Here is a 25,948-nt window from a genome sequence, read left to right on the forward strand (position 1 = left end):
GATGACCTCGCGGTCCGTGTCGACACCGCCCGGGCACCAGCGCTCGGCAGCCGAGCGGCGAGGAGCCGAACAGAGGCCCCGCCGCGACCACGCCGCCCTCCCCGTCGTCGTCCACGCCGACGCGCCGCCCAGCCACCATCAGGGCGCGCGCCGCCTCCGTGCGCAGTGCGGCGGTGCGCGACGGCGGGCGGTCGGGCGCGGCCGATCTCGAACTACTGAACCAGATTGCGGACCCCCTGGCCCGCAAGGAGTGAGCCCCCTCATGCAGGGACGCCTGTGGCCCTTGGAAATCGTGCGTCTCGACCCCGTCGACCTGGGCGAGAACGACCTGCGCGCGATCGGCGTCGGCATCGACGGCCTGACCTACGCCATCAAGCGCAGCAGCGACGCCGCGCTGCTCCCCGCCACCGAGCTGATCTGCACCCGCCTGGCGCTGGCCTGCGACCTGCCGGTGCTCGGTGGCGAGATCGCGCAACTGCCCGACGGCACCATGGCCTTCGCCTCGCCCTGGGAGGGCGGCACCCTCGCCACCCAGGAGGCGCGGGTGTTGCTGATGACCAAGGGCGGGGTGTCGAGCCAGGTGCTCTCGGCGATCCTCGCCTTCGACCTCTTCGTCGGCAACCAGAACCGTCACCTCGGCAACTTCCTGGTGCGCCGCGACCCCAACCACAGCGTCGCCGCGGTGGTCGCCACCGACTTCGGCCGCGCCCTGCTGATGGCCGGCTGGCCGGTGCCGATGCTCTCGCCGACCTGCAACACCCTGGTGGTGGCGCACGCGCTGATGCGCCTGCACGGCTTCGACCGCGATGCCGCGCTGCGCGTCACCGGCCGGCTCTACTCACTCCCCAACGATACCCTCGAACGCTGCTGTCGCGACCTGCCGCCGCACTGGCTGCCGCACGGCATCGCGGTCAAGCTCGACGACTGGTGGCGCAACCAGCGCATCGCCCGGCTCGAGCAGGTCGCCACGGTGATCGATCATGCCTTCTGAACGTCTCAAGTACGCCGTCATCCGCGTCGTCCCCGACACCCGCCGCGGCGAGACCGTCAACATCGGCGTGGTGGTGTTCCGCCCCGCGGGGCTCGACGTGCGCCTGCTGCCCTCGCTGCACAAGGTGCGCGCGCTCGACCCCAGGTTCGACGAGCAGATGCTGCGCGACTACCCGCCCTACTTCTCCGCCCTGATCGAGGGCATCGAGCGCCCCGAGCAGCAGCACCAGGTGCTCGCCAACCTCGGCAGCATCCGTCTCTCGGCGCTCGGCGAGTTCCATCTCGAACAGGGCCAGGACTACGAGCAGCAGGTGCAGTCGATCCTCTCCGACCTGGTCAAGCCGCCGCTCAAGCACAAGCGCGTCGAGCCCGTCACCCGGCTCGAGACCGTCATTCGCCAGCAGTTCGAGGTGCTGCAACTGCTCGCCAAGCAGGAGGACGACATCGAGCGCGGCATGGTGGTGCCCAAGTACCCGATCGAGGGCCACGGCAACCTCTATGTCGACTTCGCGCTGCGCAAGGAGCGTTGGATCGTCACCGAGACGATCGACTTCAGCGGCTCGCCGAGCACCCTGCGCGGGGCCAAGTTCAAGGCCTCGGCGCTCAAGGCGCTGACCCTCGACGCCGCCGCGCGCAAGCTCAAGGGCGAGACCGTGCCGCTGGTCGTCTACCAGGCGGCCACCGACGAGATCCTCGAGGCGGTGCAGCCGAGCATCGACCTGCTCTCGGACTACGCCCAGCAGCTCTACAACTACGCCGACGCCGACGAGCGCGCCGCCTACTTCGACCGCATCGCCTACGCCGCCGGCCAGATCAAGGCCCCGCCCTACTGAGCGCGGCGCTAGTCCGCCCCGCCGACCTCGGCCCGCGCCTGCTGCTGCTCGCGCAGCAGATGGGCCAGCTCGTCGTCGATCGCCGCCTTGCGCCGCGCCTGCTGCACCGCACCCTCGCGCCGCACCGACTGCTCCAACGCCACCGCCATCTCCATCGGCGAGCGATGGTCCAGGGCGCGCGACTGCGCGATCAAGCGATCGAGCGACAGATCCCCGGTCTCCGGCACCCGCAACAGAATGCAGGCCAGCTCGTGCCGGGTGAAAAGCTCATTCATACCTCTACCTCGTTAGCAACCGCGCCGTCCCATGCGCCACCGTCGATGGGCATCAAACGACACCCGAGCGGGGCATTCTAACCGCTGGTACCGGGGGGGAATGCAATCGGCTTCCAGCGATCAGCCACCAGCCATCAGCGACCAGGCGGCTGGCGGCTGATCGCTGGCGGCTGACTCGAACCGCAAAGACCCAAAGGACACGAAGGGTAATGACCGATCAGCGGTCAGCCGGAGGGCGGGCTCGGCGCTCATCACTGGAGGCCGGAGGCTGATCGCTGAAGGCTGATTCGACCGCAACAGAGGATCTTGCCCGTCAACCGCCCGTCATGTGCGTCAGCCCTCCTTACTGGCCGCTGGCGGCTGGCTGGCGGCTGGCGGCTGATCGCTGGAAGCTGGTAACTGGATGCTGGTCGCTCGTCCGCCCCGCGGATACCGGATCGCGGTGCCCGGTGCTTTACCCCGGCAACGGTAAAGGAGGTCATGGCCAACCTGGGCCTCGTCTACCGAATCCGGGGCGACCTCGACCGGGCCGAGGCGATGTTCCAGCAGTGCCTGACACTGTTCCAGGAGATCGGTGCACGACCCCGAAACTGAGTGAGCCCAAACGCGGCTCGACGCGCTGCGCGAACAGCGCCGACAGCAGGTCTCCGCCGCCCCCAGCGAGACGCACTGAGGTGTTCTGGACCGTGCCGGGGACAACCCTCGATCATCGCCGAAACGGCTCGATCGAGCGGGATCTCCCCCACGCCACCGCGCCTGTCCCCCGGCCGGGTCGCGCCGAGCCGGTCGAGGTCGACCGGGGCCGCGCGACGCCGTGCGCCCGCGCAGGCCGCGCCGATGCCCTCCGCACCGAGCGGGCGGGACCGGCTCCGAAGCGCGCCTGACACACCGGCAAGGGCGCAACCGCGCCCCAGCCGGTCAGGGCTGCGGCGGGCCGTCCGTCCGTGCCGCCGCCACCCGCAATACCTGTGTCGCCCACTGGTTGAGGCTCTGCCCGGCGGCCTGGGCGGCGATCAGGGCGGCGCTGTGCACCTCGGGCGGGACGCGCAGCATCAGCCGCCCGCTCGCGGGTTTCTCGGGTGTCTTGCCGATGCTGGCGCAAGTCTCCAGATAATCCTCGACGGCCTCCTCGAAGGCCGCGCGCAGGTCGGCGACGCTCGCGGCGTGGAAGCTGACGCGATCGCGCAGCCCGAGCAACCGCCCGACGAAGCAGTCGTCGCGCTCGTCGAAGTCGATTCTGGCGGTGTAACCCTTGTCATGCATGCTGTTCATGGCGTCACTCCGAGCTGTTCGAGAAAGGCGCGCGCCGCCTCGACCTGATCGGGCTTGGCGTCCTTCTCCGGGTGCGGGCGATGGCATCACCGCAGACGGCGCGCCCGGCCTCACTGGCGGTGCGTCCGAGCATGGTCGACACAAACGTGCAGCACCGCAACCGCGAGCGGCATCAACCGCCTGCGCCGTCGAGCCGAGCCGGACAGCAGGCCGCCGTCCCCCCGCCCTACACCTCAATCTCCACCGTCTGCAACACCGGCGCCGGTCCCTGGATCACCCCGTCTCTGATGTAGACCGGATCGCCGATGCTGCCGCGCCCCCGTACCTGGGTCTGCTCGCCGCTGAGCAGGGTGACGGTGCAGCCGTCGCTGCTGGTGGCGGTGATGGTGCCGACGTCGGTGGACGGCTCGGGGAGGAGTTGCAGGAGGCGGCGGTAGGCGTTCCAGGTGTTCATGTCGGGTGGCTCTCGATGCGGATGGATTGCCACACCTCGGGCAGGCGGCAGTCGAGTTCGACCGCGCGCGAGAGCCCGAGGCGGGTGGTGCCGCCCTCGGTGTAGCCGATGAGCTGGCCGGGGTGGATGATGCCGGTCTCGGGGTGGACCGGGGCGCGCAGGGTGATGTGGGCCTGACGGCCGGTGTCGGCGAGCAGGCGCAGGCCGCGCTGGCGGGTCATGACGACATCGGTGGCGAGCGCGTCGACGCAGGTCGGGGCCTGGGTGTCGCCGGCGCGCCCGGCGCGGCGCACGCGATCGCGCCGACCGCCCTCGCCGCCGCTGATCCACACCGCGTCGTAGTCCGGGCGCGCGATCCACTCGATGCGCTCGGTGTGACAGGCGTCCTCGGGCAGTGCGATGTCGGGGGTGGTCTCGGCCCAGGCCCAGGGCGGGCGCGGATACCAGGGCAGCAGGCGCAGCACCGGCTCGGTGTCGTGGCCCTGGACATAGCCGCCGCCGGCCTCGGCGATGCGCGCGGCGGCCTCGATGAAGGTTCCGGTGTGACTCCAGGCGCCGGCCGGGACGGTCCAGTCCTCCAGTTGCCAGTCGAGCGTCCAGCCGATCGGCACGCCGTTGTCGGTGAGCGCCGCGTCGAGCAGCTGGCGGGCGCTGCGCGACTCGGTGTTGGTGCGCGCGCGTGGCGCGGCGGTTGGCGCGCCGAGCACGGCGGCGCGACCACGCCCGCCGAGGTCGAGCCAGTTGCTGCCGAAGCTCCGCGCGCGGGCGATGCTGTCGAGGCGCAGCCGGATCGGGTGGGCGTTGACGGTGGCGATCAGCTCGACGGCGGGCGCCTCGGGCTCGGCCTGGAGCCGTGCAAGCGCCGCGCCCGGCACCCGTGCCGACCAGCTCCACGCCCAGGCGTCGGCCTCGAGCGCGAGGCGCAGCGACGCGGCGGGGATCTCGGTGCCGTCGAGCAGGGTCAGGGTAACGGTGTTCCTCACGAGATAGAGCCTCCGGATGGGGACGATGCGGGTCGCGGTCGGCGGCTCGGGCACCCAGGGCGGGCGCGGTCGGCCGTCGCAGCAGCCGGGCAGCTCGACGGCGTCGCCGAGCGGCGGGAGCGCGCGACAGTCGAGCCGCACGCGGGCGAGCACCTCGGGCACATAGCACGGCGTCCAGCGCCCGGGGAGCGGCCACAGTGCCGCGGTGTGCGGGGCGCCGAGCACGGTCTCGACGGGCTGCGCGACGTGGTGCCCGGCATCGAGCCGGAGACCGATCGGGCGCGCCTCCTGCTGATCGAGCCGCAACCGGTCGCGGGTGCGCTCTCGATCGCGGTGCCCCGCTCGGGCGGCGGCCCGGATCGAGGCGGCCTCGGCGTGCACCGCCCGGGTCGCGCGCCGCAGCCGCCGGGTCTCGGCATGGGGAGCGGTGGCGCGCTGATCGCGCGCCGGGGCCTCTGCGCTGGGTCCGGTGGCGGCGGGGAGGGCCTGGTCCCGCGCCAATGTGGCGCGACCGCCGAGCCCGAACGAACCCGCCGGCGACGGCAGTACACTGGCGAGACGCGCCCGCTGGACCGTAGCGACCCGGACGGCGAGCCCGAGACTCGGCGCAGAGGACGATAGCGTGGCGGTGACCCGGATCGGGATCGAGCGCTCGCGCGCTCGCAGCCGCAGACTCGGCGCAGACGCTGGCAGTAACACGCGCAGCCAGGAGCGATCCCGGGCGCCGCGCGCGACCATCTCCAACCTCGGACGCGCCGACGCCGGCACCACGGCCTGTAGCGTGGCGCGCACCACGCCCGCATCGGCGCACAGCCAGACCCGGTCATCGAGCGCCGGTGGCTCATACCCCGCGAACAGGGTGACCAGTTGGCCGGGGGCGGGCGGCGCATAGACCACGACCGGCCCCCGTCAACCCGATGCGGGAACGGTATAGGGACCGTGACAGACCGGGGCGCACCCGGTGGCGAGATAGGTGATGTCGTACTGCCCCGGCACCAGACGCACCGACCAATCGCCGGCGGCATCCGGGGTGGCGATGGCGACCGGCTCATGGCTGATCCAGTCGCGAACCAGCACCGAGTCGGCCGGGGTGCCGTCGCCACGACGCGCGCTGCCGTTGATCGGCTCGCTCGCCTCGCTATAGGCCTCGGCGCGATATCCGCCGTCGGTCAGCGTCAACAGCCGCCCCGGCGGCTCGAAGCCCGCCTCGTAACGCACGCCCAGGGTGACGCGCAGGTCCTCGACATAGCCGTGCCAGAAGTCACTGGGCGAGGCTCCGTCCCACTCTTGGCCGACGGAGAAGCGATCGGTCACCTCAAGGGTGTTGGGTGCGGCCGCCAGGTCGAGGATCCGCGTGCCATCGAGATAGACCTGCCAGGCCGAGGGACGACGCACCACGGCGAAGTGGAACCAGACGCCGATCGGCATCGCGGAGGGATATGACGTCGTCGCGGCGGCCTCGTCGCCGAAGTACTTGCTCGCATCGAACACCGCGCGGTTGGCACCCAGCGAGGAGTGGAAGCCGAACAGCACGTCCTGCCCGGCATTGTCCGAGGCACGGAAGAACCAGCCCTCGATGGTGAAGGCAGGCACCCCCGCCAGACGCCTCGACAAGTCGTTGATCGTCACATAGGCACCACTGCCATCGAGATAGAGTGCGCCGGCCTCGGAGCGCGCGCCATCGACCGAGACCATCGCGCCACCGCGCAGGGACACCGGCAACCTCGCCCCGGAGTAGTCGACCAACTGCTGGGCGCCATCGCCGCCCCAACACGGCAGCAGCAAGACCACGTCGCGCCACATCGGATCGATCGCCATGCTCAGCCCTCCAGGATCGCGCTGGTCAGTCGACAAAAGGCACCGTTGTAGAGCAGCGTGTCGATCAACCGGATCTCGCCGCCACCGGCCTCGTCCGAGACCGTGGCATCGGCCCACCATTGCCCTGCCCCATCGGTGATCCGCGCCCAGGTGACGGAGGTCCCGACGGCGGGGTCTGCGCCGTCGATCTGCCCCTCGAGCGGGGCATCAAGGACGATCCAATGGGCACCTTCGTCGACTTGGCCGGCGGCGGCGGTCAAGGTCAGGACGACCACCGGCGGCGCGGCGGGCGGATCTCCCGGGCTGGCCGGCGGCGGGTCGCCATAGAGCCCGAGGGTGGCGCGTTGCGAGGACTCGACGAGCAGCGCGAGCGAGGCGTGCAGGGCCGGGAGCCGACAGGCGGCCTCGCGGGTTGCGAGATGGGCGGGCGATAGCTCCATGATGTCCTCAGGGTCGGTCGATGTTGCCGAGCGCATGGATCTCGCAGCCATCGGCGGCGGCGGGGTCGACGGGCTCGTCGGATTGCTGGATCGAGCGCGCGACCCAGAACTCGGCGATGGCGCCGACGGTGTCGATGCGCACCACGTTGCCGGTGCTCCAGCCACCGCCGTTGGCCGCCGCGGGGATCGTCATGTAGGGGGCGCCGGCGCTGTAGCTGCCGCCGCCGAGGTCGATCCGGGTGCGTGGGTTGATCGGGGCGATGTCTTCGCCGCCGGGGGCGTAGACGCCCTGCCAGACGAGCCCGCGGTTCTCGCTGATCAGCTCCCATTGGTCGCTGGCCGCGTTGGTGCAGCGCAGCACCCAGCGGTCGGTGTCGCAGCCCTCGTTGGTGACCTGGATGGGGTGGTCGATCAGGTTGAGGGTGGCGGTGGCGGCGCTGCCGCTGGGGGCGTCGGCCCACGCCCCGCTCCAGCTCGCCTGGTCCCAGGTCGCCGAGACCCGGGCGCGGCGATCGCCGATGATCAGGCAGCCGGCGACGATGGTCTCCCCGGCCGGGTAGTCGTGGGTGAGCGGGCGCGAGAGCGCGAGCCAGCCGCTGATCTGGGCATCGGTGACCTGGCGCAGGTCGCCGACGGTATGGCGCACGGTGAGCGGCAGGGTGAGGCCGGCGAGGTCGGGGAACATGATCTGCCCGGCGGCGCGGTCGAGCTGGTAGCGCTCACCGCTGACCACCGCGCCCGTGGCGTCGGTCACCCGCACCCAGGCGAGCCGGGTGCGACCGAGCGCGGCGGCGACCCCGGCGCTGGGGCTGAGGGCGGTCTCGGCGGCGTGGAGGATCATCACCAGATCGCCGGGGCGGTAGATCGGCACCCGGCCATCGGCGGGCAGCCGGGTGCCGTCGATGCCGAGGATGTCGGCGTCCAGCGGCAGGTAGCTGTAGGCGACGGCGTTGTAGCGCAAGGTGGTGGGGTCGACCGCCAGCGGTTCCCAGTCGGTGTCCTCGGCGTTGCGTTGCCGGAAGTGGACGGCGGCGACGCCGACGGCATAGTCGACCCGGCCCTCGATACCCTCGCCCTGAATACGCCCGTCGGCATCCGCGGTGGCGATCAGCTGGGTGCCCTCGAGGGTGGTGGCGACCACCTGCAGCGCCTCGGGCTTCAGCGGCGCGGTCGCGGTGCGGAAGCTCGCGGCAATCTGCCCCCACTGGCCGTAGCTGGTGAGGCAGCTCTCGACCGTGGGCGGCACGCTCGCCCCGCCCGGCCAGCGGCGCAACGCGGCCCGGCCGGTGGCGTAGTCGAGGTCGGCGATCGCCGCGCCGGCGTCGTCGTAGAGCTTGCCGTCGCCGCGGTCGCGATAGAGCCAGCCGCCGAGACGCAGCCGCACCGAACCGGGCACGATCGGCGACGACAGCGAGCGGGTGAGATCGACCCCGAGCACGCCGTCGGTGAGGGTCAGGGTCGCGCTCGCCGCCTCGGTGGTCGCCGCCCCGGCGAGCACGGCGGTGCCGCGGATCGGCTGACCGAGGGCCGGGGTGTAGGCGACCTGTCGGGTGACCCATTCGCCGGTGGTGCCAGTCGACGGCAAGCCAGTGTCGCCCGGCTCGACACAGCCACGCCATGCTTCATAGGTCGTACCGGGTGGGCAATCCGGGTTTGCAGGGGCAGCGTATCCAGTCAGTCTCATGCGGAGTCCTCGTTACCGGTGACATAGACCCATTCCGGCACCTCGAGCACGCCGTCGATGGTGCACAGGCCGGTGGCATAGTCGACGCTGCCGAGGGTCTGGCCGCTGACCGCCGTCGGCGGGTCGCCGACCAGGGTCGCATCGCCCGAGACCAGCGCGCCGACGCCGTCGTCGTAGAGGGTGATCTCGACCACGGTGGTGGCGTCCGGGGCGATGAAGGGCACCACCAGGGACACCCCGCCGGGGGTGAGCGCCTGGCCGAAGTCGAAGGTCTGGGCGGCGGTGACCGGCGCGCTCCGCTCGAGCTGCACCGGGTCGAGCTGGGCGTCCTCGGGGAGCAGATGGTCCCAGCGCAGGGTGAGTTCGGTCTCGGGGTCGGGCAGCTCGGTGAAGAACAGCCGCAGCCGCCCGGCGCGATCGATGCTGCCGCTGACGCCGGCGCCGGTGATGCTGCCGTCGGGGGCGGCGCTCAGGGTGAGGGGGGCGGCGGCGCGCACATAGTCGACGCGCAGCGAGCCGGGGACATAGGGCCGCTCGGCCTCGGGCAGTTGGCGTTCGAGCAACGCGCCCCGGGGGTCGACCGTCGCGCCGGCCCCGGCGCGGATGCTGTAGTGCACCGGGCTCGCCCAGGTCCAGATCAGCTGCGAGCCGGTATCGGGCAGCGCCCCCAGGGTGACCGCCGCGGTGGCGGTGGCGGCGGTATAGGTGCCGGCGCCGAGGCTGGGATCGGTGCCGCCGAGGGTGCCGGCGCCGTCCTCGGCCAGCTCATACCACACCCCTTGGGCCATGAAGGCGACGCGCAGCGTGCCCGGCGCCGGCGGCGGCGACAGGGTCTCGATCCAGTTGAGACGGCGGTTCTCGGCGGTGACCGGGCGCGAGCGGGTGTGCGCCGGTTGCGCGACCTCGACCGCGTGACCGCCGCCGGCATCGACGTGCAGAGTCAGCGAGTCGGCCAGACGCTGATCGGGCAGCGGCGTCTCGGTCTGGCTGGCCGGGACGAGCTGGCTGTAGAGGCTCGCCGCGCGCACCCGCAGATCCCCCGATTGGGCGGGCTCGGCCAGCCGCTGGGCGCCGCTGTAGCGCGCGGCATCGGCCACCGTGGTGTCGCGCAGCCGCGCGCCCTGGTCGTAGTCGTAGAGGTCGTCGCGGCGCGGGGTGTGGCCGGCGAAGTCGTGGCGCAGCGCGTCCTTGAGGGTCAGGGTGACGACCCAGCGGACGAAGTCGCCGGAGCTGTCGGTGAGGGTGGTCTCGACGGTCTCGACGTCGGTTACCCGCAGGTACTGCTCGACGGCATTGGCCTCCCCCTCGTGCTGCACGAGCACCAGGGTCTTGCCGATCGGCGGCAGCGTGGTGTCGACGCGCTGGATGATGCGGATGGCGCGCATCCCGGCGATGTGGTCGTCGTAGAGCACGCCCGGCCACATCGGCCCCTTGTAGAGATAGGCCTGGACGCGGTCGGCGGCCTGGGTGCGGGTATCGAAGGGGTCGGCGGTGCGAAACAGGGTGTAGCCGACGGCGGGATCGCGCGGCAGCGCGGTGAGGGCGAGCTTGGCGCCGCCGTAGAGGCTGGTGTCGAGGCTGCGCACCGCCAGCGCGAGCTTCCTCAGGTTGAAGCGGCCGTAGGCGCGGTCGAGATCGGAGATGTCCTCGAAGACGTTGTTGAGCGCGCCATCGACGATCTCGCGCCCGGTGGCGGCGCCGCCGCCCTCGGGGACGTCGTCCATCACCTGGCTCTCGACGAAGACGATGTTCTCTTCTTGGATGGGCATCGGTAGGGCCTCAGGCCGCCACGGCGGCGGCGGTTTCGAGTGAGGCGAGGAAGGCCTCGAGGGTATCGGCGCTGGCCGCGTCGGCGACGCTGACGGTGCCACCGGATGCGCCGTTGACGCTCAGACGTACGTCGATCGCGCGGCTCGCGCTCGCCGTGCCCGTCGCCCCCGCCGCGCCCGAGGTCGTGCCGGCGGTGCTTGCCGCATCGGTGCTCGCGCGCGCCGCGGACTCGGCCTCGAGGTTGGCCAGGGTCTCCTCGTGGCGCTGTCGCTCGGCGGCGATCTGCGCGGCCAGGGCGTCCTCGAGCGCCTGGTCCTGGGCGCGCACCGCCTCGAGCAGCCGCGCCTCGAGCGCGGCGATGCTGTCCTCATGGGCGCGCTCGGCATCGCTCAGCGCGGCGCGCCGCGCGGCCTCCTCGGCCTCGGCCTCCGCCGCCTCGATCGCGGCCTGGGCCTCGGCCTCGGCGGCGCGCTCGCGCTCGACGGCCTGGATCCGTTCGAGCATGTCGAGCTGGTCCTCGAGCGCGCGGATCGCCTCGGTGTTGCCGTCGCGCTTGGCCTCGGCGAGCGCCATCTCGATCTCCAGGCGTTGCGCCTCCTGCTCCAAAAGCAGCGCCTCGAGCTGCTGGCCGTTGAGCTCGGCCCACTCGGCCTGCAGATCGCGCAGCCCGGCCTGGGCTGACTCGGTGAAGTCGGCCATCTCTTCCTTGGCCGCGCGGATCGCGTCGCGCAGCCCCTCCAGATCCTCGTCGTCGAGGCGCTGGAACTGGAACTCGAGCCGCTCGGCAGCATCCACGAATTCACTGGTGCTGATGCCGCCGTCATCGAGTTGACGCTGCAGATCGCCCAGCGCATCCCCGAGCTCAGCGGCAGCGATCTCCATGCCGAGCATGCGCCGCTCCGCCTCAATGGCGGCAAGCTCAACCTCCTTGATCGCCTGGATGCCGCCCCAGAAGGGACCGAGGTAGTTGAAGGCGCCACGCTGGGCCTTGTCGAGCGCATTGATCTCGGACCGGGCGGACTCGGCGGCCGCGCCCAGCGCCGCCATCTCGCGCTGCGCCTCGGCGGTGGCGCTGGTATCGAACAGGCTACTGGTGTCGAGCTGACGGATGGTCGCGATCTTGTTGTTCCAGCTGTCCACGCTGTCGAGGATCGCCTGCACGGCATCGGCGGCAGCGGCGCTGTACTGGCGCAGATCATCCATCGTCGAATTGATGACTGCAGCCATCCATGCGGCAATGCCACCGGTCTGCTCGGTCGAGGCGCCCAATTCCTCTGTTTTTTCCGCCGCGTCTTCGCTGGCCTCTTTCAGCGCTTGCAGAGCCGCGGCTTCAGCTTGTTTCGATGCGATGGACTGGTTTGCTTTCTGCGCTGACTCGGCCGCCGTCCCATTGAGCTGTTGGTACACATCCAGCAGCCCGAGCGCGGCGGCCTGCGCCTGGAGCATCGCATCGACTTCAGCCTGTTTCGCCTCGCTGCTGTCCGCAGACGCCTTGAGCGCCGTCCTGGCGTAGGCCTCGAAGGCGCGGCGCGTATCCTCTGCGGTTGCGTTGGCCGCGCCCGAGATAGTCTCGAAGTTCTGGCGGGCGTTGTCAGCGGCTTGGTCCAGCGCGGCCTGCGAGTCGATCCCCATGGCCGAAAACGCGCTGGCCACGCGGGCGGCGGCGGTCTCGGTGGCCACAGCACCATCAGTGGCGCCTTGCTTGAGCGCCTCGATGGCCTGGAGCGCCTCGGCGGCGCCCTGTGCGTCGCCCGCCTCAATGAGCCGCTTGTACTCGGCTCGCATGGCCGTGATCGAGGCCGAGGTTTCATCCATCGCCGCCTGTTGACGCGTGGCGGCGAGTTCCGTGTCGCTGGCCGCCGCCTGTGCCTCAGTGCCCAAGGCGCGCAGATCGGTGCCGCCCGAACTCGCCGCAGCGGCGAGCTGGTCCACACGGGCCTGCGCCTCGGCCACATCCTGACCGAGCGCCACCAGAGACAGGCCGGCATCGGCATTGCCTGATTGCGCCTCGGCCAACGCCGAGTTGTAGAGCCCGAGTGCGGCGGTCTGCGCCTCTTGCGCGGCAATCAGCTCAGGCGATGGCGTGGCCTGCTCCTGCGCCTCGGCCAGCGCGGAGACGCCGAACGCGGTTTGCGCGCTCTGCTCATTGAGCCGCTGCCATTGTGCACGCAGCGTCTCAGCACGCGCCTCGACGCGCGCCATGGCCGTCTCGGCCCGTCCGAAATTGGCATCGGCAGCGGCACCGAAGCTGTCGGCAATATGGCTGATTTCCTTGGCAGTTGCCTCCAGCGCGGCTTTCAACGGGCCGAAGGTGATTTTGGACTGACTCTCGACCAGCGCCGAAAGGCCGTCGAGCAACTTCTCGAAGGCGAGCGAGCCGGCGCCGGCGAGTCCATAGAAGGCAGCTTCAATGGTGGCAATCCCGGTGCTGACCGAGCTGAAGGCCACACCGACTGCCGCCGTGGTTTTCTGCGCGTTCGCGGCCCAGGCCTTGAGCGTCGTGTCCATACTCGACAGCGATGCACTCACGCGCTGAGCGAGCGCCCCCCAATCGACGGCGTTCAAGAATGCCTGAATCTGCGCGGTGATGGCCTTGAAGCCGCTCACCAGCGCGGACTTCATGCTCTCGAACTGCGAGGTTTTGGTGAAGTTGGCGAGACTCTTCGCAAACGCCTCGACCTGGAGCCTAACCGGCTCCAGCAGGGGCTCGACGAGCTGAATGCGCAGCGAGTCCCAGGCGGATCCGAGCGCGGCCAGGGCCCCATTGAGGTTGCCGCCCATGACCGAGGCGGACTGTTGCGCCGCGCCGGACGCCGCATTCAATTTCGCGGTGTACTCGCGAATTCCCGCGCTGCCCTCGCTCACCAGCGCACGCACGCCAGGGCCGGCCTCGACGCCGAAGGCGCGCATCGCATCGGCGCCGCGCGGGCCGGCAGCTGCAATGCCGTCGATGGCCGCACCCAGATCGCCCGTGGTGATGCCCAACTCAGCCAGCTCCTGGCGGGCTTTGCTCGCGGGGTCGCCGAGCTGGCCGAGGATATTGCGCAGCATGGTGCCGGCCTGCTCGCCGCGGATGCCGCTTTGTGCGAGCGCGTCGAGCACGGCGGCGGTCTCCTCCAGAGACATCCCCGCGCCGCGCGCCTCGCCGCCCGCATATTTGAGCGCTTCACCGAGCTGCGTGGCCGTGGTGTTGGCCAAGTTGGCCGCGCTCACCATCACATCGGTGGCGCGCGCACTGTCCTCATAGGACAGCCCCATGATGCTCACCGCGTCAGTGATGAGCCCGGCGGCATTGGCCAGCTCGATGCCCTCGCCCTTGGCGAGCGCGAGCACACTCGGCAGGGTGGCGATGGAGTCGGCGGCGTTGAGGCCCGCAGCGCCGAGGATCTCCAGACCTTGGGCGGCCTCGGTGGCAGTGAATGATGTGGTGGAGCCGGCCTCCATGGCCGCATCGCGCAGCCGCCCCATCTCCTCGGCGGTGGCGCCGGTGCGCGCCTGGATCTTGTCGAGCGCCTCCTCGAATGTTGCCGCCTCGTCGATGGCACCGCCGAGGAATTTGGCGCCGGCAAAACTGGCCAGCGCGGCACCAAAGGCAGTCCACTTGTTGGCGACGCTGTCGATGACTGACGACGCCTGGTCCTTGGCGTTGATCAGAATTTTGACCGCCAGATTATTGGTCGCCACCGCCCTACTCCTCCAAAATCAGAAAACGCAGAGTGGCACGGTACTGGGGCTCCTCATCCGAATCGGCGGTATCGTTGACCCAGTAGGAGACTGGGGTGCGCTCGATGGCGGTGCCGCTGTGATGCCAACGCACCGCATGCGTGACACCGAGCCGGGTCATGGACATGCTGAGGCCGGGGACACTGGCCCAGGCCAGGAGCGTGTCGAGCGTGGCGCGGGTGATCCAGGAGGCGTCATCCTTCCAGGGGCGAAGCGTCATCGGGCGCCATTGGCGCGCGGCCTCCTGGATCAGGGCCGCACCGGTGAGGCTCGGCTCGATGCTCTGGGCGATGGGCGAGATGTGCTCGTCCTCCCAGTAGAGGTCGTCGGGCAGCTCGATCGCGGCGGCAGTGTCGGTGCGGGTGAGAATCACGCGGCGGCCTTCTTGAGCGTGCGCTCGAACAAGTGGGCATAGGCGGCGATGTCGCGCGCGCGGTCTCTGCCGTTGATGACGCGCCGGGCACCGATGTAGTCGGCCGTCATCGGAGTCAGGTAGTTGGCCAGGCGATGGCCGGTGAACAGGCCCATGAGTGCGCCGCGCACCAGGATCGTGGCCGAAATCGCCGGGTCCATGGCGCGGCTCGGATCGGCGAGTAGGTCGACGCCGACCAGCTCGGAGGCGCGCGCGTAGTTGGTGCGGTGGGTGAGCTGTACATGGCCGCGTCCGAGCCAGGTCTGCCCATCGGCATCGCGGCGCCAGTAGGGGCGGCTGACCTGGGGCAGCCGCCCGGCAGCCCAGGCACGGTCGAGGCGGCGAATGGCCTCGCCGTCCGAGTCGGCCAGGGTCTCGCGCACCGGCTGCATGGTGCGCGCGGTCTCATGCCAAGCTGTAGCCAGAATGTAGGCGGCCTGGGTGCACAGGATGCCCGGCTCGCACTCGATGGCGGCCAGTAGCGCCTCAGTGCCATCGACCTGCTGTTGCGTCAGTCGTCCGCCGAACCGGCGGCGCATCCCATCAAAAAATGCACGACGGTCGATTTTCACAGAGATGGTCTCCGATCCTCGACAGCCCTCTCCCAGGCTCTCAGGCGGGTCTGGTGGTCGTCGTGACCGGTTAAGCGATCGGCGTCATAGCGGCCACAGCCGACGCAATCGCGCGGGGCGCGATACCCGGCGCCACAGGCGCGTGCATAGCGCAGCGGGTGGTAGTGGCGGCAGAGCACGCGATCAGTCATGGAGCTGCTCCAGATAGGCGTCGGTGATGATTTCAATCCGCGCGTCCGTCATCCGATGAATCCCGTGATCAATGACCAAAACTGTGCATTGCCCGCCGAATGGATCAGCGCAAGCAGGACGAGAATGGCCCCGACGGCTCCGGTGAGCTTGATCAGTCGCTTCTGCAGCCGCTCTTCGTGCGAAATGCCGTCTGCGACGTGTCTCACGAGGAGCGAATGTGTCGCAGTCGACGTCGCATCGACCGTCTCGATTCGACTCGAGACATTCGAGAGTTGCCCGTCGATTCGGATCAGGGCACGCTGATAATCGGTCTGCGACTTCTCGACTTCTTCGATCCGCGCGAGCGCTTGCCCGGTCTGAATCTTCAGGTGCTCGATGTCCACCCCGTGCGCGCGCAGTTTCATGTGCGCTTTGTCGAGGGATTCACTGTGTTCGGTGAGTAATTTCGACTGCGCGCAGCCAGGAACTGGATCCGCGGTGCATTTGGGGTCTGTATCCGTCACGCGCTACTCCTTAGGCCATCAGTGATAGTGCGAGCTGGGCCGGGCCGCATCGAAGATGGCCAGCAAAACAATCACGGATTTCACGATTGGGATTCCAGCTCGTAGGTCTCGCGGATGGCGCGGACGATCGGCAGCAGGATGGCGTCATCCGTTTTGGTGTTGGAGTCCTTGATCGCCTGCTCGACGACGTCGAGGACGGCCCGCACGGCCAGCTTGGCGACGTTGGGCGCCAGGTGGGTCATCAAGGCGGTGATGAGTTGGGAAATCAGCAGATTCATCAGTGAAGCTCCTTGAACAGCTTGCGGTCGCGGTGCTCGCGCTGTTTGCCCGCGTTCCACATCGATACCGGGCGGTGGTAGCCCATGACGCGGCTCCAGACCTCGCAGGATTGGCGCTCTTCGGGCTTGAGTTCTGGGATGGGGGTGGCGTTCATGCGCGGGCAGCCTCCACGTTGAGGGCGTAGTTCAACTCCTGGAGCAGGAGCCGCTGGAAGCGGGCGTCGATCTCGGGTTTCATGGCCTGGAGCCGATTGAAGACCAGGGCGTGAACGGGGACGTCCACGACTTCGATCTTTTCGAGCTGCGGATTTTTATTGCGCCCAAATACACCGCTGCGCTGGGCAACCAGCCCGGCCATGCGGCGACTGTTGGGCCAGGACCAGGAGCCGGGGAACAGCCGTTTGGACACGCGCGCCCCCTGCATCCGGCGTGTCCAGCGCACGGTGCCGAGGTGGTGAGCCTTGATGGCGTTGGTGCCGATCCAGATCGAGAGCTGATCGGCGGTCTGGGTGGTCCGGTAGCGCAGTAGTGTGGTGAGCACCTTCTGCGTAATGCCGGCGGCCTTGGCCGCCTCACGCAGGACTTGGCGCCGGACCCAGGTCGAGAGCTTGCGCAGTGCTCGACGCCGCGCGCGCTCGACCCCCTCGGGCATGGCCGCCAGTTGGCGCTCCAGGCGCTCCAGCGTACCCTGAGTGTCGATGGTGAGAACCAGGCGCTCGGCGGACATGGTGATCGACTCCGATTAGCTCGCCGCCGAGTGCAGCGTGAGCTGGTAGGGACCGGACTTGCCGCTCGGGGTGATCAGTGTGCCCTTGAAGGCCAGCACCGCCGGATCTGCGGTGATGAAGCTGATGCCACCGGTTGGCGAGATGTTGGCCTGGAAGATCTCGATCTCGATCTGCTGGCTGTTGAACAGGTTGATGCCGTGACCGTGAATGCCGACCTGAAGCACGGTGTTGGTGCCGGCGACGATGGTGGAGCCGGCGCGCGCGGGCCAACTGGCAGTGGCGGTCACTTCGCTATCAACGATGGTCAACGACTTGAACAGCCCGGCCTCCATGTTGATCTCGTAGTCGGTGCCAGCGGTCTTGCCGGTGACGGCGAACGCGGTGAGATTGTTCTTGCCGACGGCCACCCATTTATCCTGGATGGCGGCAATGGTGATCTCCTGGGCGGTGCCCTCGGCCTGGGCGTAGTTGGCGGGCACGCCCAGCAGCGCCATGGACAGGATGTCGGGAGCGCATTCGTCGGTCTCGAACTCGATCTCGAGCGGCTTGGGCGAGAGGTAGGAGTCGAGCGCCTGGCCCTTGGTCGAGCGCATATAGCTGATGCGCTGGATGGTGTCGGGATCGGGCTGGGTGATGTTGAGCTTGGGGACGTTGATCGCATCCATGAAGCCGGCGGCGGCGCCGTTGGCGTCGAAGCGATCGAAGTAGGCGTCTACGGCGAGCAGCAGTCCGCTCATGGGTCAATCCTCTTTGTCTACGAAGTCGATATCGATGGTGACGCTGGGCGTCAGCCAATCGGAGTCGCTGGGGCGGCGCGGGATCTCACGCGTGCTCTCGCGCATAGAAGAGACGCCGGCGGTCGGGGGCCAGTCGGTCAGGCGCCGGCTGAGGGCGCGATGGATGTCGGCGAGTACCTCTCGGGCCAGTCGGCGCCCGGCGCCGTCGTCGTGGACCAGAGCCTCGATGGTGTAGGTCTGGCTCCAGGTGCCGCGCCGTCCGCTGGTCGCGGGGTTGTAGCTGGCGTCCTCGTCAAGCAGCAGCAGACAGGGTTCGAGCGGCGCGTCATTGCGGTCTTGCTCGGTACGCACCTCCAGGCCGGCATCAGTGTGGTAGCCGTTGGCGGTCTGGATCTCTTCGAGCCAGACGACGAGCTGGTCGAGGATGCGCTGCGCCTGAGTGCTCATGCGCCCCCCTGCCGGACGATCAGGCGCCAGAAGGGGCCGTCCGGCTCGCTGTGCTGGACGAGGAAGGTCTCGCCGCGCGCGGTGAAGGTGAGGCTATCGCCGCGCGCGGGAGCGGTGACGGCGGTGCGCTCGATGCTGATCTCGTGACGCAGCTCGACGAACCCCGACTGGCCCACGGACTGGGCCTCGGGGCTGTCGATGGCCCGCAGCGCGATCGGCTCACCGGTGCCGCCTGGGCGATACTCGGCGGCGTCGCCGAGCGCTGAGAGCAGCGAGGGCGCCGCCGAGCTGAGAACGTCGTCAACGAGGCTCATGGCATCAGCGCTTCAGCATCCCGCCCGCGCCATGCCCGGCAACGGTGTGCGGTGCGACATCGCCCCGGTACAGCTCGGCCCAGATGGTGAGGAAGGTACCGGTGCTACCGTCGCCACAGGTAGCGATGACGTCGAGGTAGCGTTTGCGCCCGCGCAGATCGAGGTCGAAGACGAAGAACGTGTTGTCGGCGTCGGCGGTGGGCAGCGCCGAGGTCGATCCGGCGATGTCGGTCGAGGTGCCGTAGACCAGGCCGGGGACATCGGCGTGACCGGAACCGCTGGTGTCGGACTCCGTAACCTTGAGCGCGGACATCGCCACATCGGTCGCGCCGAGATAGGCGATGATGCGCGCATGCTCCCAGCCCTTGGTGTCGACCTCGGCAGTGGTGGCCGATGCGGCGTCGATGATGGCGGCCGGAGGCGTGACCGAGACCAGCTTGAAGTTGTTGGCGTCGAGCATAGAGGTCTCCTTATTCGCCGATCAGGGCGACGATGGGGCCAGCATTGGTCGCATCACCAACGCCATGGCAATTGATGTCGAAACGCTCGGACGAAATGATCTTCGTCTGCTGGTAGCTCGACAGGCTGTAAGGGTCGACCATCATGGTCATTCCGCGCCGATCGCCGAAGATGACGCCCATGCGGAAGTCGCCGAACAGCACCATCGCCACGTTCGAGAGATCGGTCGCGACCTTGGGCATGGCCGGGCTGGTGAGGATGTCGTACCCGGCCCACTGGTCGGGCATCTTGACCGACAGTTCGCGCTTGGTGTTGCCGCCAGCGGCGTCGGTCAAGCGGCCGAACAGCAGGTTCTGGCCGGGCTTCGAGGTCAGCCATACCGGCTGGAGCCCGGGCAGGTCGGGAAGCTTCGCCATCAGTGCGCGCAGATCCGAAGCGTCGATCGCGGCGAAAGTGTCATGCCCGCTGGCGGCGTCGACCGCGCCGGCCAGCTCGAGGATGGCGGTGCGCAGGCCGACGATGCCGCCGTAGGTGCTGGAGCCGTTGCCGTTGATGAGGCACTCGTCCTCCTTGATCGCGAAGGCGCGTGCGTGCTTCTCAGCCACGAACTCGGCCAGATTGATGGCGCTGTCGTCGGCGTAGTCGTTGGAGATGCGCGTCTCGGCGGCGACGTTCTTGGCCACCAGTGTGACGTTGTCGAAGGCCGGATCGGTGACGCTCGGGGCCTGTTCGCGCCCGACGAAGTACGCCGACACGTCGCCAATGTCGCGCGGCACGCTGGCGGTGTCAGTGGTCATGCTATGCACGGTGCACAGGCGCCGCGCCAGACCGTACTGCTCGCGCAGGCTGATGATCGGCAGCACCAGCTCGTCGGGGATGACGACGGACTGACCAGCACCCAGGCCGGTGAGGACGCGCTCATTGAGCTGGACGCCGTAGTCACGGCACCAGCGCGCGGCGTCGGCGCGGCCAAACATGGTGGCCAGGCACCACTGACCAGCACGATAAGCGGTCTCCTCGGCTTCGCGGCGACCGCCGTGGAACAGCTCGGGGCGATACGCGCGCAGTTGGCCGGTGTGGGGCACGCGCGATTCGACTCGCGCCACGGAGGGCACCGGATCGGGCTTCTCGGTACGTGCACGCATCTGGGCGCGGAACTCGGCGAGCGTGCCGCCGAGCATGATGTGGTCTTCGGCCAGTTCGCGAGCCCTGAAGTGAGCGCCGACGGCGCGGATCTGCTCGGCATCGGGATTGATCGGGGCAGCGCAAGCCGGGATGGCTTCCGACTCGGCTACGACGGGGGCCGCTTCGCGGGTCTCTTGGTGCTCGGCGACCGGGGCCTCGGGTTCTTTGTCCATGGGACGCTCCGGTGAAGGTGAAAGGGATCGGCCGACGCCGACTGCGGGGTCTGCGGGAATGGAGACGAGACTTGCCTCGAGTGGCTCCCAGTCGGTGATGCGGTAGGTGTCGCCGTCTTCGTCGCTGGAGTGTTCGAGGACCAGCTCATGGATCAGGTAGCCGACACTGGCTTTGGTGCGAATGCCGTCGCGCACGTCCTGAAACACTTCCTCACCCTTGGCGCTGCGCGAGAAGCGCACCTGGGCGCGGCCAATGCGGTCGCTATCGATGCGCGCGGACTCGATCACGCCGACCTGCTGGCTGGTGTCGTGGTCGAGTAGCAGAGGGGCACCATCGAGCAAGCGCTCCAGGCGCACGGCTTCAGGGCTGTGGTCGAGGATCTCACGGCCCCACCAGCGTTCGACCGGTGCTTCGGAGCTGAAGGAGATCTCTACCGTGCGTGCGTCTTCGTCGATGGCGCGCAAGCCCAGGCCGAGATCGATCCGGGCCTCGCGCGAGGACTGTTTGCCGATCAGGTCGGCAGGCTTAAGGCGTGTCATCGTTGGCATCGGGGCGGCTCGTGGTGAGGCAGCTCTTGGCCGCCAAGGCGGGCAGAACGTCAGACAAGGTCAGGCCGGCGGCCTCGGCCTTGGCTTTGATGTCGGACAGCTCGGTGATGCGCTGACTGACCAGGTCGTCGAAGTCGCGGCCCTTGCGCGCGGCAATGTCGTGCAGGGTGGTGGAGCCGTTGGCCAGTTCGGTCTCGTCGGCGCTGGCCTGCTTGGCTGGGTCCGGCCCTTCCCAGCGCCGCGGCTGCCATTGGATGTTGAACAACTCCAGCTCGCGGCCCCGGCGGTCGCCGAAGGTGCCGAGCTGGATCTGGTGATCCATCCAGGCGGTGAAGACCACATCAGGGAACTCGGACTGGAACCAGTCCTGGCCCTCCATCCAGTGATCGCGTTCGACGCCGAGGAAGAACCGAAGTGAGGTGTAGTTGACGCCCTCGGCGTCGTTGCCGAGCGTGTTGTAGCTGACCCCTAAGCCCGTAGAGACCGAGCGCAATCCCCACTTGAGGAACTCGGGCATGGCGCTGTTGGGGTGTTGCGGGTCAAGCAGTTTGAGCTCGTAGCCCCACGGCACCACTTCCATCGAACCGGGCGCGAGGTCTTGGGCGAAGCACCCTGGGTCTCCGTTGAGCGGCTGTCCGTCCACTCCGACCAGGGGCGAGCCAGGCGCCGGCTGTGGCTGTGGTGCGAACTCTTTGGCCTCGTAGGCCGCGAACTTGGCTGCGCTCGCTCGGCTGGCTGTGACCTCGGCGTCCTCGGTGCCCTGGATCATGTGCAGGCGACTGGCCGCCGTGGCCATCCACGGCACACCGCGCGTCTGCCAGAAGAATTCGGGCATGTAGATGTGGATCATTTCATCGGCGGGGACGCGGTAGCGATCGCCGACCCGATAGCTGGACTGATACAGACGCGATTCGGCGACGATCCAGTACGCGACCGGGGCGCGCCACTCGTCCAGCTCGACGCCCATGCGGATTTCACGGCCCTCGTGTTCGCCATTGAAGTTGACGTCGACCGCTTCGGGATCGATGACCTGGAGGGCGAGCTGCCAGCGGTTGAAGCCCTTGGGGAGAAGGCGGACGAAGGCCTCACCGTCGCGCGCGACGGTCTCGACGACGTGACGTTGGAGTTGGCGCCAGGAGAACTTGCGGGACGCCTCACAGATTCCGCGCCGCCCCCAGGCTTCCCATTCACGCTCGACCGCAGCGCGTAGGCGTTGATCCGGCTTGCCGTTGGCGCGCTTGGCGCGCGACTGGAGGACGAAGCCAGGGGCGCCGACGATGTTGTTGCGCACGATCCGCACAAAGCCGCGCGCGTGATCGGAGTTCTGGTACAGCTCGCGGGCGCGGGCACGCAGCAGGCTGAGGCCGTGACGGATATCGACGTCGACCGGGCGGCTGGCGACGTTCCAGTCGGCGTGCTGGGCGGAGAATTTGGCCGCGTTCCACTGCCGAGACTGGTGCATAGGGATGATCTTGGCCGGCTGACTCATGCGCGGAATCTCACCTGGACCAGTTGCCCGCCGAAGGCGCCCAGGGCCTCGCCGCGCGCGACAGCGGCGGCGCGTTCCTCCTGCGCCACCATCGCGGCATAGCGGTCACGGAGCTTGAGCAGTTCGGGCAGGCTGCGCGCGATGTTCTTGTCACCGGAGGCAACGCTGACCAGATCGACATCACCCGCTGTGGAGCGCCGCTCGATCAGGGCGTCGATGGCATCGAGGACTTTGCGGGCATGGCTGCGCCCGTCGTAACTGGCGGCAGCGTTGAGGTCGGGCAGGATCTGGATGACGCCGGCGCCGACCTGGTAGCGGTCGGTGCCATCGCTGACGTGGGCGACCCAGTCATAGCGTCCGGCGGCGTAACCGGCGGTGATCTCGGGGGTGAGGTGAATGCAGTGTTCGGTGCCAGCCGCCGTGGACTGGAAGCTAACGATACCGCTGGCCGCGAACAGGGTGTAGCTCAGGGTCCAGGTGGGCGCGGGGGAGTCGGGCAGCGCACGCTGCCAGCGCCAGGTGTCCCCGGCGCGGGCTTGGGTCGGCTCGATGGTGCGGATCGCGACTGTCATGGACGTCATGATCCACAGGTCGCTGTCCAATTTTCAGGGGAAAACTGGACAAATTAGCGACGCCAGTTGTTGACCCAGCTGTAGGCCGTGGCGCGGCTGACCTGATAGCGCGCCTGGAGCGTCTGCGGGGTATCGTGGGGCAGGATCTCTGGACGCCGGGCACGGCGTGGAATGTAGAGCGATTCACCCGCGCACTCGTGACAGATCAGGGTCAGGACGCGGTCGGCGTCCGCGCCCAGTTCGCGGTGGAGAATTTCAGCCAGCTCCGCGAACGTCATCGCTTCCAGCCCTGGACGAAGTTGGAGCGGCGGGGCGGCGAAGGCGGAGCGGCCACGGGACGCATTGGCTGTGGTTCTGATGCTGGTTTGGAGGGGGACGATTCAGGCTTGGATTCAGACCCAAAAAACCGCGTCACCCGCCGCTCCCAGTCGCTCGGGCGCAGTCGATCAAGTCGAATCTCCGGATGATGGGCGACGGCGTAGGCATAGACCCAGGTGTCCAGCGGCTCGTTGCGCTTGGTCATACCGCGCTTGGGCTCATAGCGCTGGCGTTTGGGATTCCAAGTCTCGGAGAGCAGGCCAGCCAAATACTCGGGCGGCAGGTCCTGGCTGAAGTGCGCGCGGCGATCCGGCGGGGGTTGGTCGGCATCGGCGCGCAGGTCGGCATAGAGGCGGTCTTTGGCAAGCTCGGTGCCGACCTGGTGATAGCGCATGCCATGCTTGATGGTCTGGCCATTGGCGCGGTGGTCGATCTTGCGCGCCGGACCAAGCGGGCGGTCGAGGCGGTAGCGGCTGCCGGTGATGGCGATCACGCGTGGCAGGCGGCACCCGCGCACGTAGGCCTTGACGTGCTCGGTGTTGTGCCCGGCCATATCGATGGCGGCGCCCTCGAGGGGGATGGGGATACCGTGCGCGGTGTGGATGGCGCGCCCGAGCAGGTCGGTCAGGGCGATCCAGACCTCAGGGCGGGCGGGATCGCCGGGCAGTTCGATGTAGTCGAGCACCCACCACCGCCCGCCCTCGCCCCAGCCGACGATCTGGACGGCGAGGCGGTCGTCCTGGGTGTCGATGCCGGCGGTGATGAGCCCGACGCCGGGCTGGGCTTCGCGCAGCGGGTAAGGCTCGGCGCGCGCTGCGAGATCGCGCAGATCGACATTGGTGCGCCGATCCTCCCAGGGTAGACCGAGGCGTTCGTTGGTGAAGTGCTGACGACGCTCATCGGAGTCTGCAGCCTCGACCCATTGGGTGGCGAGTTCGCGCCACGAATAGCCGAGGCCAAGCGGGGCGTAGAGGGCGGAGAGATGATAGCCGCGCACGCGCCGTCCAGGATGGGTGGCGATCCATTCGCCGCCGGCGAGTAGCGCCGGCTTGTCGCGCTCCTCGATCACGCATCCGTTGTGGGCGCAGGCGTACCAGACCTGGGTGACATCGGCGTTCCAGTGCAGGTGCTCCCACACCAGCGCCTGACGCTCGCCGCAGTGGGGACAGACTACGTGGTAGCGGCGCTGGTCAGAGCGCTCCCACTCGCCCTCGATCCGGCTGGAGCCTTTGACGGTCGGGGTCGAGAAAATCAGCAGTTTGCGCCGCGGAAAGTTGGATTGGCGTGATTCGATCAGGCCCAACGGATCGCCGCGACCGTCAACATCCCATGCGTATTCGTCGGCTTCATCGCAGATGACATAGCACAGTGAGTCGGACTTGAGGTTGCTGGCCGATCCGGCGGTGGTGAGGTACAGCAGCCCGCCGGGGTAGTCGATGAGGTCGAGGCGATTGGATCCTTCGCGGCTCTTGCTGATGTCGATCTTGCTGCGCAGACACTCGGCACCCTCGATCATGGGATTGAGGCGCTGGTGGCGCCAGCGCACCAACAGGCGATCGGTCGGGACGACGATGAGGGTCGGCTTGGCGGTGCGCACCTGGTCCATGATGTAGCCGATCCAGTTGACGGCAGCCTCGGTCAATCCCAGCTGGGCCGATTTCATGACCACGATGCGCTCGACGTCCGAGGTGGCACTCAGGGCGTCCATGATCTCGCGCAGATAGGGGGTGCGTGCGGTACGCCAGGGGCCGGGTTCCGAAGAGGCCTTGGGGCTGAGCAGGCGGTAGGCGTCGGCCCACTCAGAGACGCTTAGGTGCACTCTGGGGCGCAACAGGCTGGAGAGTTCGCGCATGGCCCAGGCGCCATCGGTATCGAGGCTCATGCGGCGCGCTCCTGGGTGGCGGGGTGCGGGTCGCTGGCGACGCTGGCGAGCTGCTCGCTGACCTGGGTGAGCAGGCTTTCGACCTCGCCGCGCAGCACGGAGCGCACCTGATTGGCATCGCTCACCCCCAACAGCAGGGGGGTGAGGCGGTCGGGCAGGGTTTCGGCGACGTTGAGGATGACCTGGCTGGCGTCGGTCAGGGCTTTGTGCACGCTGGCACGACGCACCAACACGCCGGCTTGTTCCTGTTCTTCACGCTGGCGGATGCGGGCGGTGGCTTCGTGCTGCCGCATCTGGGCGAGACGGGTGCGGCGCCCGATTTCGTCGACACTGAGCTGATTCAGATCGGTGCCCGGGTCGGCGTCGGCGTCGGCGTCGGCGTCGGCGTCGGCGTCGGCGTCGGCGGGCTCGGGTGTGTCAGGTTGGCTGGCCTCGCGCAAGGCAGCGTTGCGCGCTTCGACATCGAAGCGATGGCCCCGGGTGGCGGTGAGGCGCTCCATGCTGGCCTCGACATCGACTCTCCCATCGACCATGACCAGCCGCCCGGCCTGCTTGAGCCGGGTGACATAGGAGCGATCACGTCGCAGTCGCTTGGCAAATTGCGCTTGCGTTTCCAAGGTCATCCGCGAATTCCCCTGGTTGCCGAGACCTGAATGCCGTTGCCGAGACCGATGCCGAGACTTGTGGCGCCCTCCTTCGCGCGATAACTCTTTAATCTATCACGCGTTTTTTTGGTATTGCCGAGACTGCCGAGACTGCCGACACCTAAAAGCATTTTGGTGTTTTGGTGTCGCTCTAACCCTTTGTTCCTCGCGCGCGCGCGCGCGTGATTAATAGGGGCGAAGTCTCGGCAGTCTCGGCAAGTACCCTTAAGTCTCTGTTTCATCGATTTTTTT

General features: G+C 68.6%; 28 protein-coding genes. 3 read left to right on the forward strand and 25 right to left on the reverse strand.

Going from position 1 to position 25,948, the window contains the following annotated elements:
* Window positions 1–262: 262 nt before the first annotated feature.
* Window positions 263–991 carry a hypothetical protein gene (locus MARPU_RS09295; RefSeq protein ID WP_005224787.1) on the forward strand — a complete coding sequence of 243 codons (729 nt, stop codon included), beginning with the start codon at window positions 263–265 and terminating at the stop codon, window positions 989–991.
* Window positions 981–1,823: a DUF3037 domain-containing protein gene (locus MARPU_RS09300; protein WP_005224786.1), complete on the forward strand. Its 843-nt coding sequence runs from the start codon at window positions 981–983 to the stop codon at window positions 1,821–1,823. The genes MARPU_RS09295 and MARPU_RS09300 overlap by 11 nt, the downstream gene beginning before the upstream one ends.
* 8 nt (window positions 1,824–1,831) lie before the next feature.
* On the opposite strand, the gene MARPU_RS09305 is transcribed toward MARPU_RS09300, so the two are convergent.
* Complete coding sequence (locus MARPU_RS09305; protein WP_005224785.1) at window positions 1,832–2,098, reverse strand: hypothetical protein; 267 nt, start codon at window positions 2,096–2,098, stop codon at window positions 1,832–1,834.
* A gap of 480 nt (window positions 2,099–2,578) precedes the next feature.
* On the opposite strand from MARPU_RS09305, the gene MARPU_RS17175 reads away from it, so the two are divergent.
* Window positions 2,579–2,692 (forward strand): tetratricopeptide repeat protein, encoded by a 114-nt coding sequence (locus tag MARPU_RS17175; protein WP_005224784.1) that lies wholly within the window; start codon window positions 2,579–2,581, stop codon window positions 2,690–2,692.
* A gap of 324 nt (window positions 2,693–3,016) precedes the next feature.
* On the opposite strand, the gene MARPU_RS09310 is transcribed toward MARPU_RS17175, so the two are convergent.
* From MARPU_RS09310 to MARPU_RS17605, 24 genes are all read right to left on the reverse strand, one after another.
* Window positions 3,017–3,370 carry a type II toxin-antitoxin system HicB family antitoxin gene (locus MARPU_RS09310; protein ID WP_005224783.1) on the reverse strand — a complete coding sequence of 118 codons (354 nt, stop codon included), beginning with the start codon at window positions 3,368–3,370 and terminating at the stop codon, window positions 3,017–3,019.
* Between the two features lie 226 nt (window positions 3,371–3,596).
* Window positions 3,597–3,824, reverse strand: coding sequence for a hypothetical protein (locus MARPU_RS09315; RefSeq protein WP_005224782.1), 228 nt, complete (start codon window positions 3,822–3,824; stop codon window positions 3,597–3,599).
* Window positions 3,821–5,704 (reverse strand): hypothetical protein, encoded by a 1,884-nt coding sequence (locus MARPU_RS16680; RefSeq protein ID WP_025275247.1) that lies wholly within the window; start codon window positions 5,702–5,704, stop codon window positions 3,821–3,823. Before MARPU_RS16680 ends, MARPU_RS09315 begins: the two co-directional genes overlap by 4 nt.
* 12 nt (window positions 5,705–5,716) lie before the next feature.
* Window positions 5,717–6,625, reverse strand: a complete 909-nt coding sequence (locus MARPU_RS09325; protein WP_005225105.1) for a LamG-like jellyroll fold domain-containing protein — start codon at window positions 6,623–6,625, stop codon at window positions 5,717–5,719.
* 2 nt (window positions 6,626–6,627) lie between these two features.
* Window positions 6,628–7,065 (reverse strand): hypothetical protein, encoded by a 438-nt coding sequence (locus MARPU_RS17595; protein ID WP_005225106.1) that lies wholly within the window; start codon window positions 7,063–7,065, stop codon window positions 6,628–6,630.
* A gap of 7 nt (window positions 7,066–7,072) precedes the next feature.
* Window positions 7,073–8,650 (reverse strand): hypothetical protein, encoded by a 1,578-nt coding sequence (locus MARPU_RS09335; RefSeq protein WP_051415147.1) that lies wholly within the window; start codon window positions 8,648–8,650, stop codon window positions 7,073–7,075.
* A gap of 95 nt (window positions 8,651–8,745) precedes the next feature.
* Complete coding sequence (locus MARPU_RS16685) at window positions 8,746–10,518, reverse strand: hypothetical protein (protein WP_051415148.1); 1,773 nt, start codon at window positions 10,516–10,518, stop codon at window positions 8,746–8,748.
* 10 nt (window positions 10,519–10,528) lie between these two features.
* Window positions 10,529–14,203 carry a phage tail tape measure protein gene (locus MARPU_RS09345; RefSeq protein WP_005225018.1) on the reverse strand — a complete coding sequence of 1,225 codons (3,675 nt, stop codon included), beginning with the start codon at window positions 14,201–14,203 and terminating at the stop codon, window positions 10,529–10,531.
* 4 nt (window positions 14,204–14,207) lie between these two features.
* Window positions 14,208–14,615: a hypothetical protein gene (locus tag MARPU_RS09350; protein ID WP_005225019.1), complete on the reverse strand. Its 408-nt coding sequence runs from the start codon at window positions 14,613–14,615 to the stop codon at window positions 14,208–14,210.
* Entirely contained in the window at window positions 14,612–15,193 is a 582-nt protein-coding gene (locus tag MARPU_RS09355; RefSeq protein ID WP_198015467.1) for a glycoside hydrolase family 19 protein, read from the reverse strand. The genes MARPU_RS09350 and MARPU_RS09355 overlap by 4 nt, the downstream gene beginning before the upstream one ends.
* Window positions 15,194–15,465: 272 nt before the next feature.
* Window positions 15,466–15,921, reverse strand: coding sequence for a hypothetical protein (locus MARPU_RS09360; RefSeq protein ID WP_005225022.1), 456 nt, complete (start codon window positions 15,919–15,921; stop codon window positions 15,466–15,468).
* Window positions 15,922–16,001: 80 nt separating this feature from the next.
* Window positions 16,002–16,199 carry a hypothetical protein gene (locus MARPU_RS09365; protein ID WP_005225023.1) on the reverse strand — a complete coding sequence of 66 codons (198 nt, stop codon included), beginning with the start codon at window positions 16,197–16,199 and terminating at the stop codon, window positions 16,002–16,004.
* The gene (nrdD, locus tag MARPU_RS17600; RefSeq protein WP_005225024.1) at window positions 16,199–16,354 is read right to left on the reverse strand and encodes an anaerobic ribonucleoside-triphosphate reductase; all 156 of its coding nucleotides are present in this window, start codon (window positions 16,352–16,354) and stop codon (window positions 16,199–16,201) included. The genes MARPU_RS09365 and nrdD overlap by 1 nt, the downstream gene beginning before the upstream one ends.
* Window positions 16,351–16,926, reverse strand: coding sequence for a hypothetical protein (locus tag MARPU_RS16690; protein ID WP_005225025.1), 576 nt, complete (start codon window positions 16,924–16,926; stop codon window positions 16,351–16,353). The genes nrdD and MARPU_RS16690 overlap by 4 nt, the downstream gene beginning before the upstream one ends.
* 15 nt (window positions 16,927–16,941) lie before the next feature.
* Window positions 16,942–17,664, reverse strand: coding sequence for a phage tail tube protein (locus MARPU_RS09375; RefSeq protein WP_005225026.1), 723 nt, complete (start codon window positions 17,662–17,664; stop codon window positions 16,942–16,944).
* A 3-nt stretch (window positions 17,665–17,667) separates the two neighbouring features.
* Window positions 17,668–18,111 carry a hypothetical protein gene (locus tag MARPU_RS09380; RefSeq protein ID WP_005225027.1) on the reverse strand — a complete coding sequence of 148 codons (444 nt, stop codon included), beginning with the start codon at window positions 18,109–18,111 and terminating at the stop codon, window positions 17,668–17,670.
* Window positions 18,108–18,425, reverse strand: coding sequence for a head-tail joining protein (locus MARPU_RS09385; RefSeq protein ID WP_005225028.1), 318 nt, complete (start codon window positions 18,423–18,425; stop codon window positions 18,108–18,110). The genes MARPU_RS09380 and MARPU_RS09385 overlap by 4 nt, the downstream gene beginning before the upstream one ends.
* Window positions 18,426–18,429: 4 nt before the next feature.
* Window positions 18,430–18,885 carry a hypothetical protein gene (locus MARPU_RS09390; protein ID WP_005225029.1) on the reverse strand — a complete coding sequence of 152 codons (456 nt, stop codon included), beginning with the start codon at window positions 18,883–18,885 and terminating at the stop codon, window positions 18,430–18,432.
* 10 nt (window positions 18,886–18,895) lie between these two features.
* Entirely contained in the window at window positions 18,896–20,791 is a 1,896-nt protein-coding gene (locus MARPU_RS16695) for a phage major capsid protein (protein WP_005225030.1), read from the reverse strand.
* Window positions 20,769–22,280, reverse strand: coding sequence for a phage portal protein (locus tag MARPU_RS09400; RefSeq protein ID WP_005225031.1), 1,512 nt, complete (start codon window positions 22,278–22,280; stop codon window positions 20,769–20,771). Before MARPU_RS09400 ends, MARPU_RS16695 begins: the two co-directional genes overlap by 23 nt.
* Complete coding sequence (locus MARPU_RS09405) at window positions 22,277–22,852, reverse strand: hypothetical protein (RefSeq protein ID WP_005225032.1); 576 nt, start codon at window positions 22,850–22,852, stop codon at window positions 22,277–22,279. Before MARPU_RS09405 ends, MARPU_RS09400 begins: the two co-directional genes overlap by 4 nt.
* A 53-nt stretch (window positions 22,853–22,905) precedes the next feature.
* Window positions 22,906–23,130: a hypothetical protein gene (locus MARPU_RS09410; protein WP_005225033.1), complete on the reverse strand. Its 225-nt coding sequence runs from the start codon at window positions 23,128–23,130 to the stop codon at window positions 22,906–22,908.
* Complete coding sequence (locus MARPU_RS09415; RefSeq protein ID WP_005225034.1) at window positions 23,127–25,052, reverse strand: phage terminase large subunit family protein; 1,926 nt, start codon at window positions 25,050–25,052, stop codon at window positions 23,127–23,129. The genes MARPU_RS09410 and MARPU_RS09415 overlap by 4 nt, the downstream gene beginning before the upstream one ends.
* Window positions 25,049–25,675 (reverse strand): hypothetical protein, encoded by a 627-nt coding sequence (locus MARPU_RS17605; protein WP_005225035.1) that lies wholly within the window; start codon window positions 25,673–25,675, stop codon window positions 25,049–25,051. The genes MARPU_RS09415 and MARPU_RS17605 overlap by 4 nt, the downstream gene beginning before the upstream one ends.
* Window positions 25,676–25,948: the final 273 nt, after the last annotated feature.

It is taken from the genome of Marichromatium purpuratum 984, from assembly GCF_000224005.2.
Classification (GTDB): Bacteria; Pseudomonadota; Gammaproteobacteria; order Chromatiales; family Chromatiaceae; genus Marichromatium; species Marichromatium purpuratum.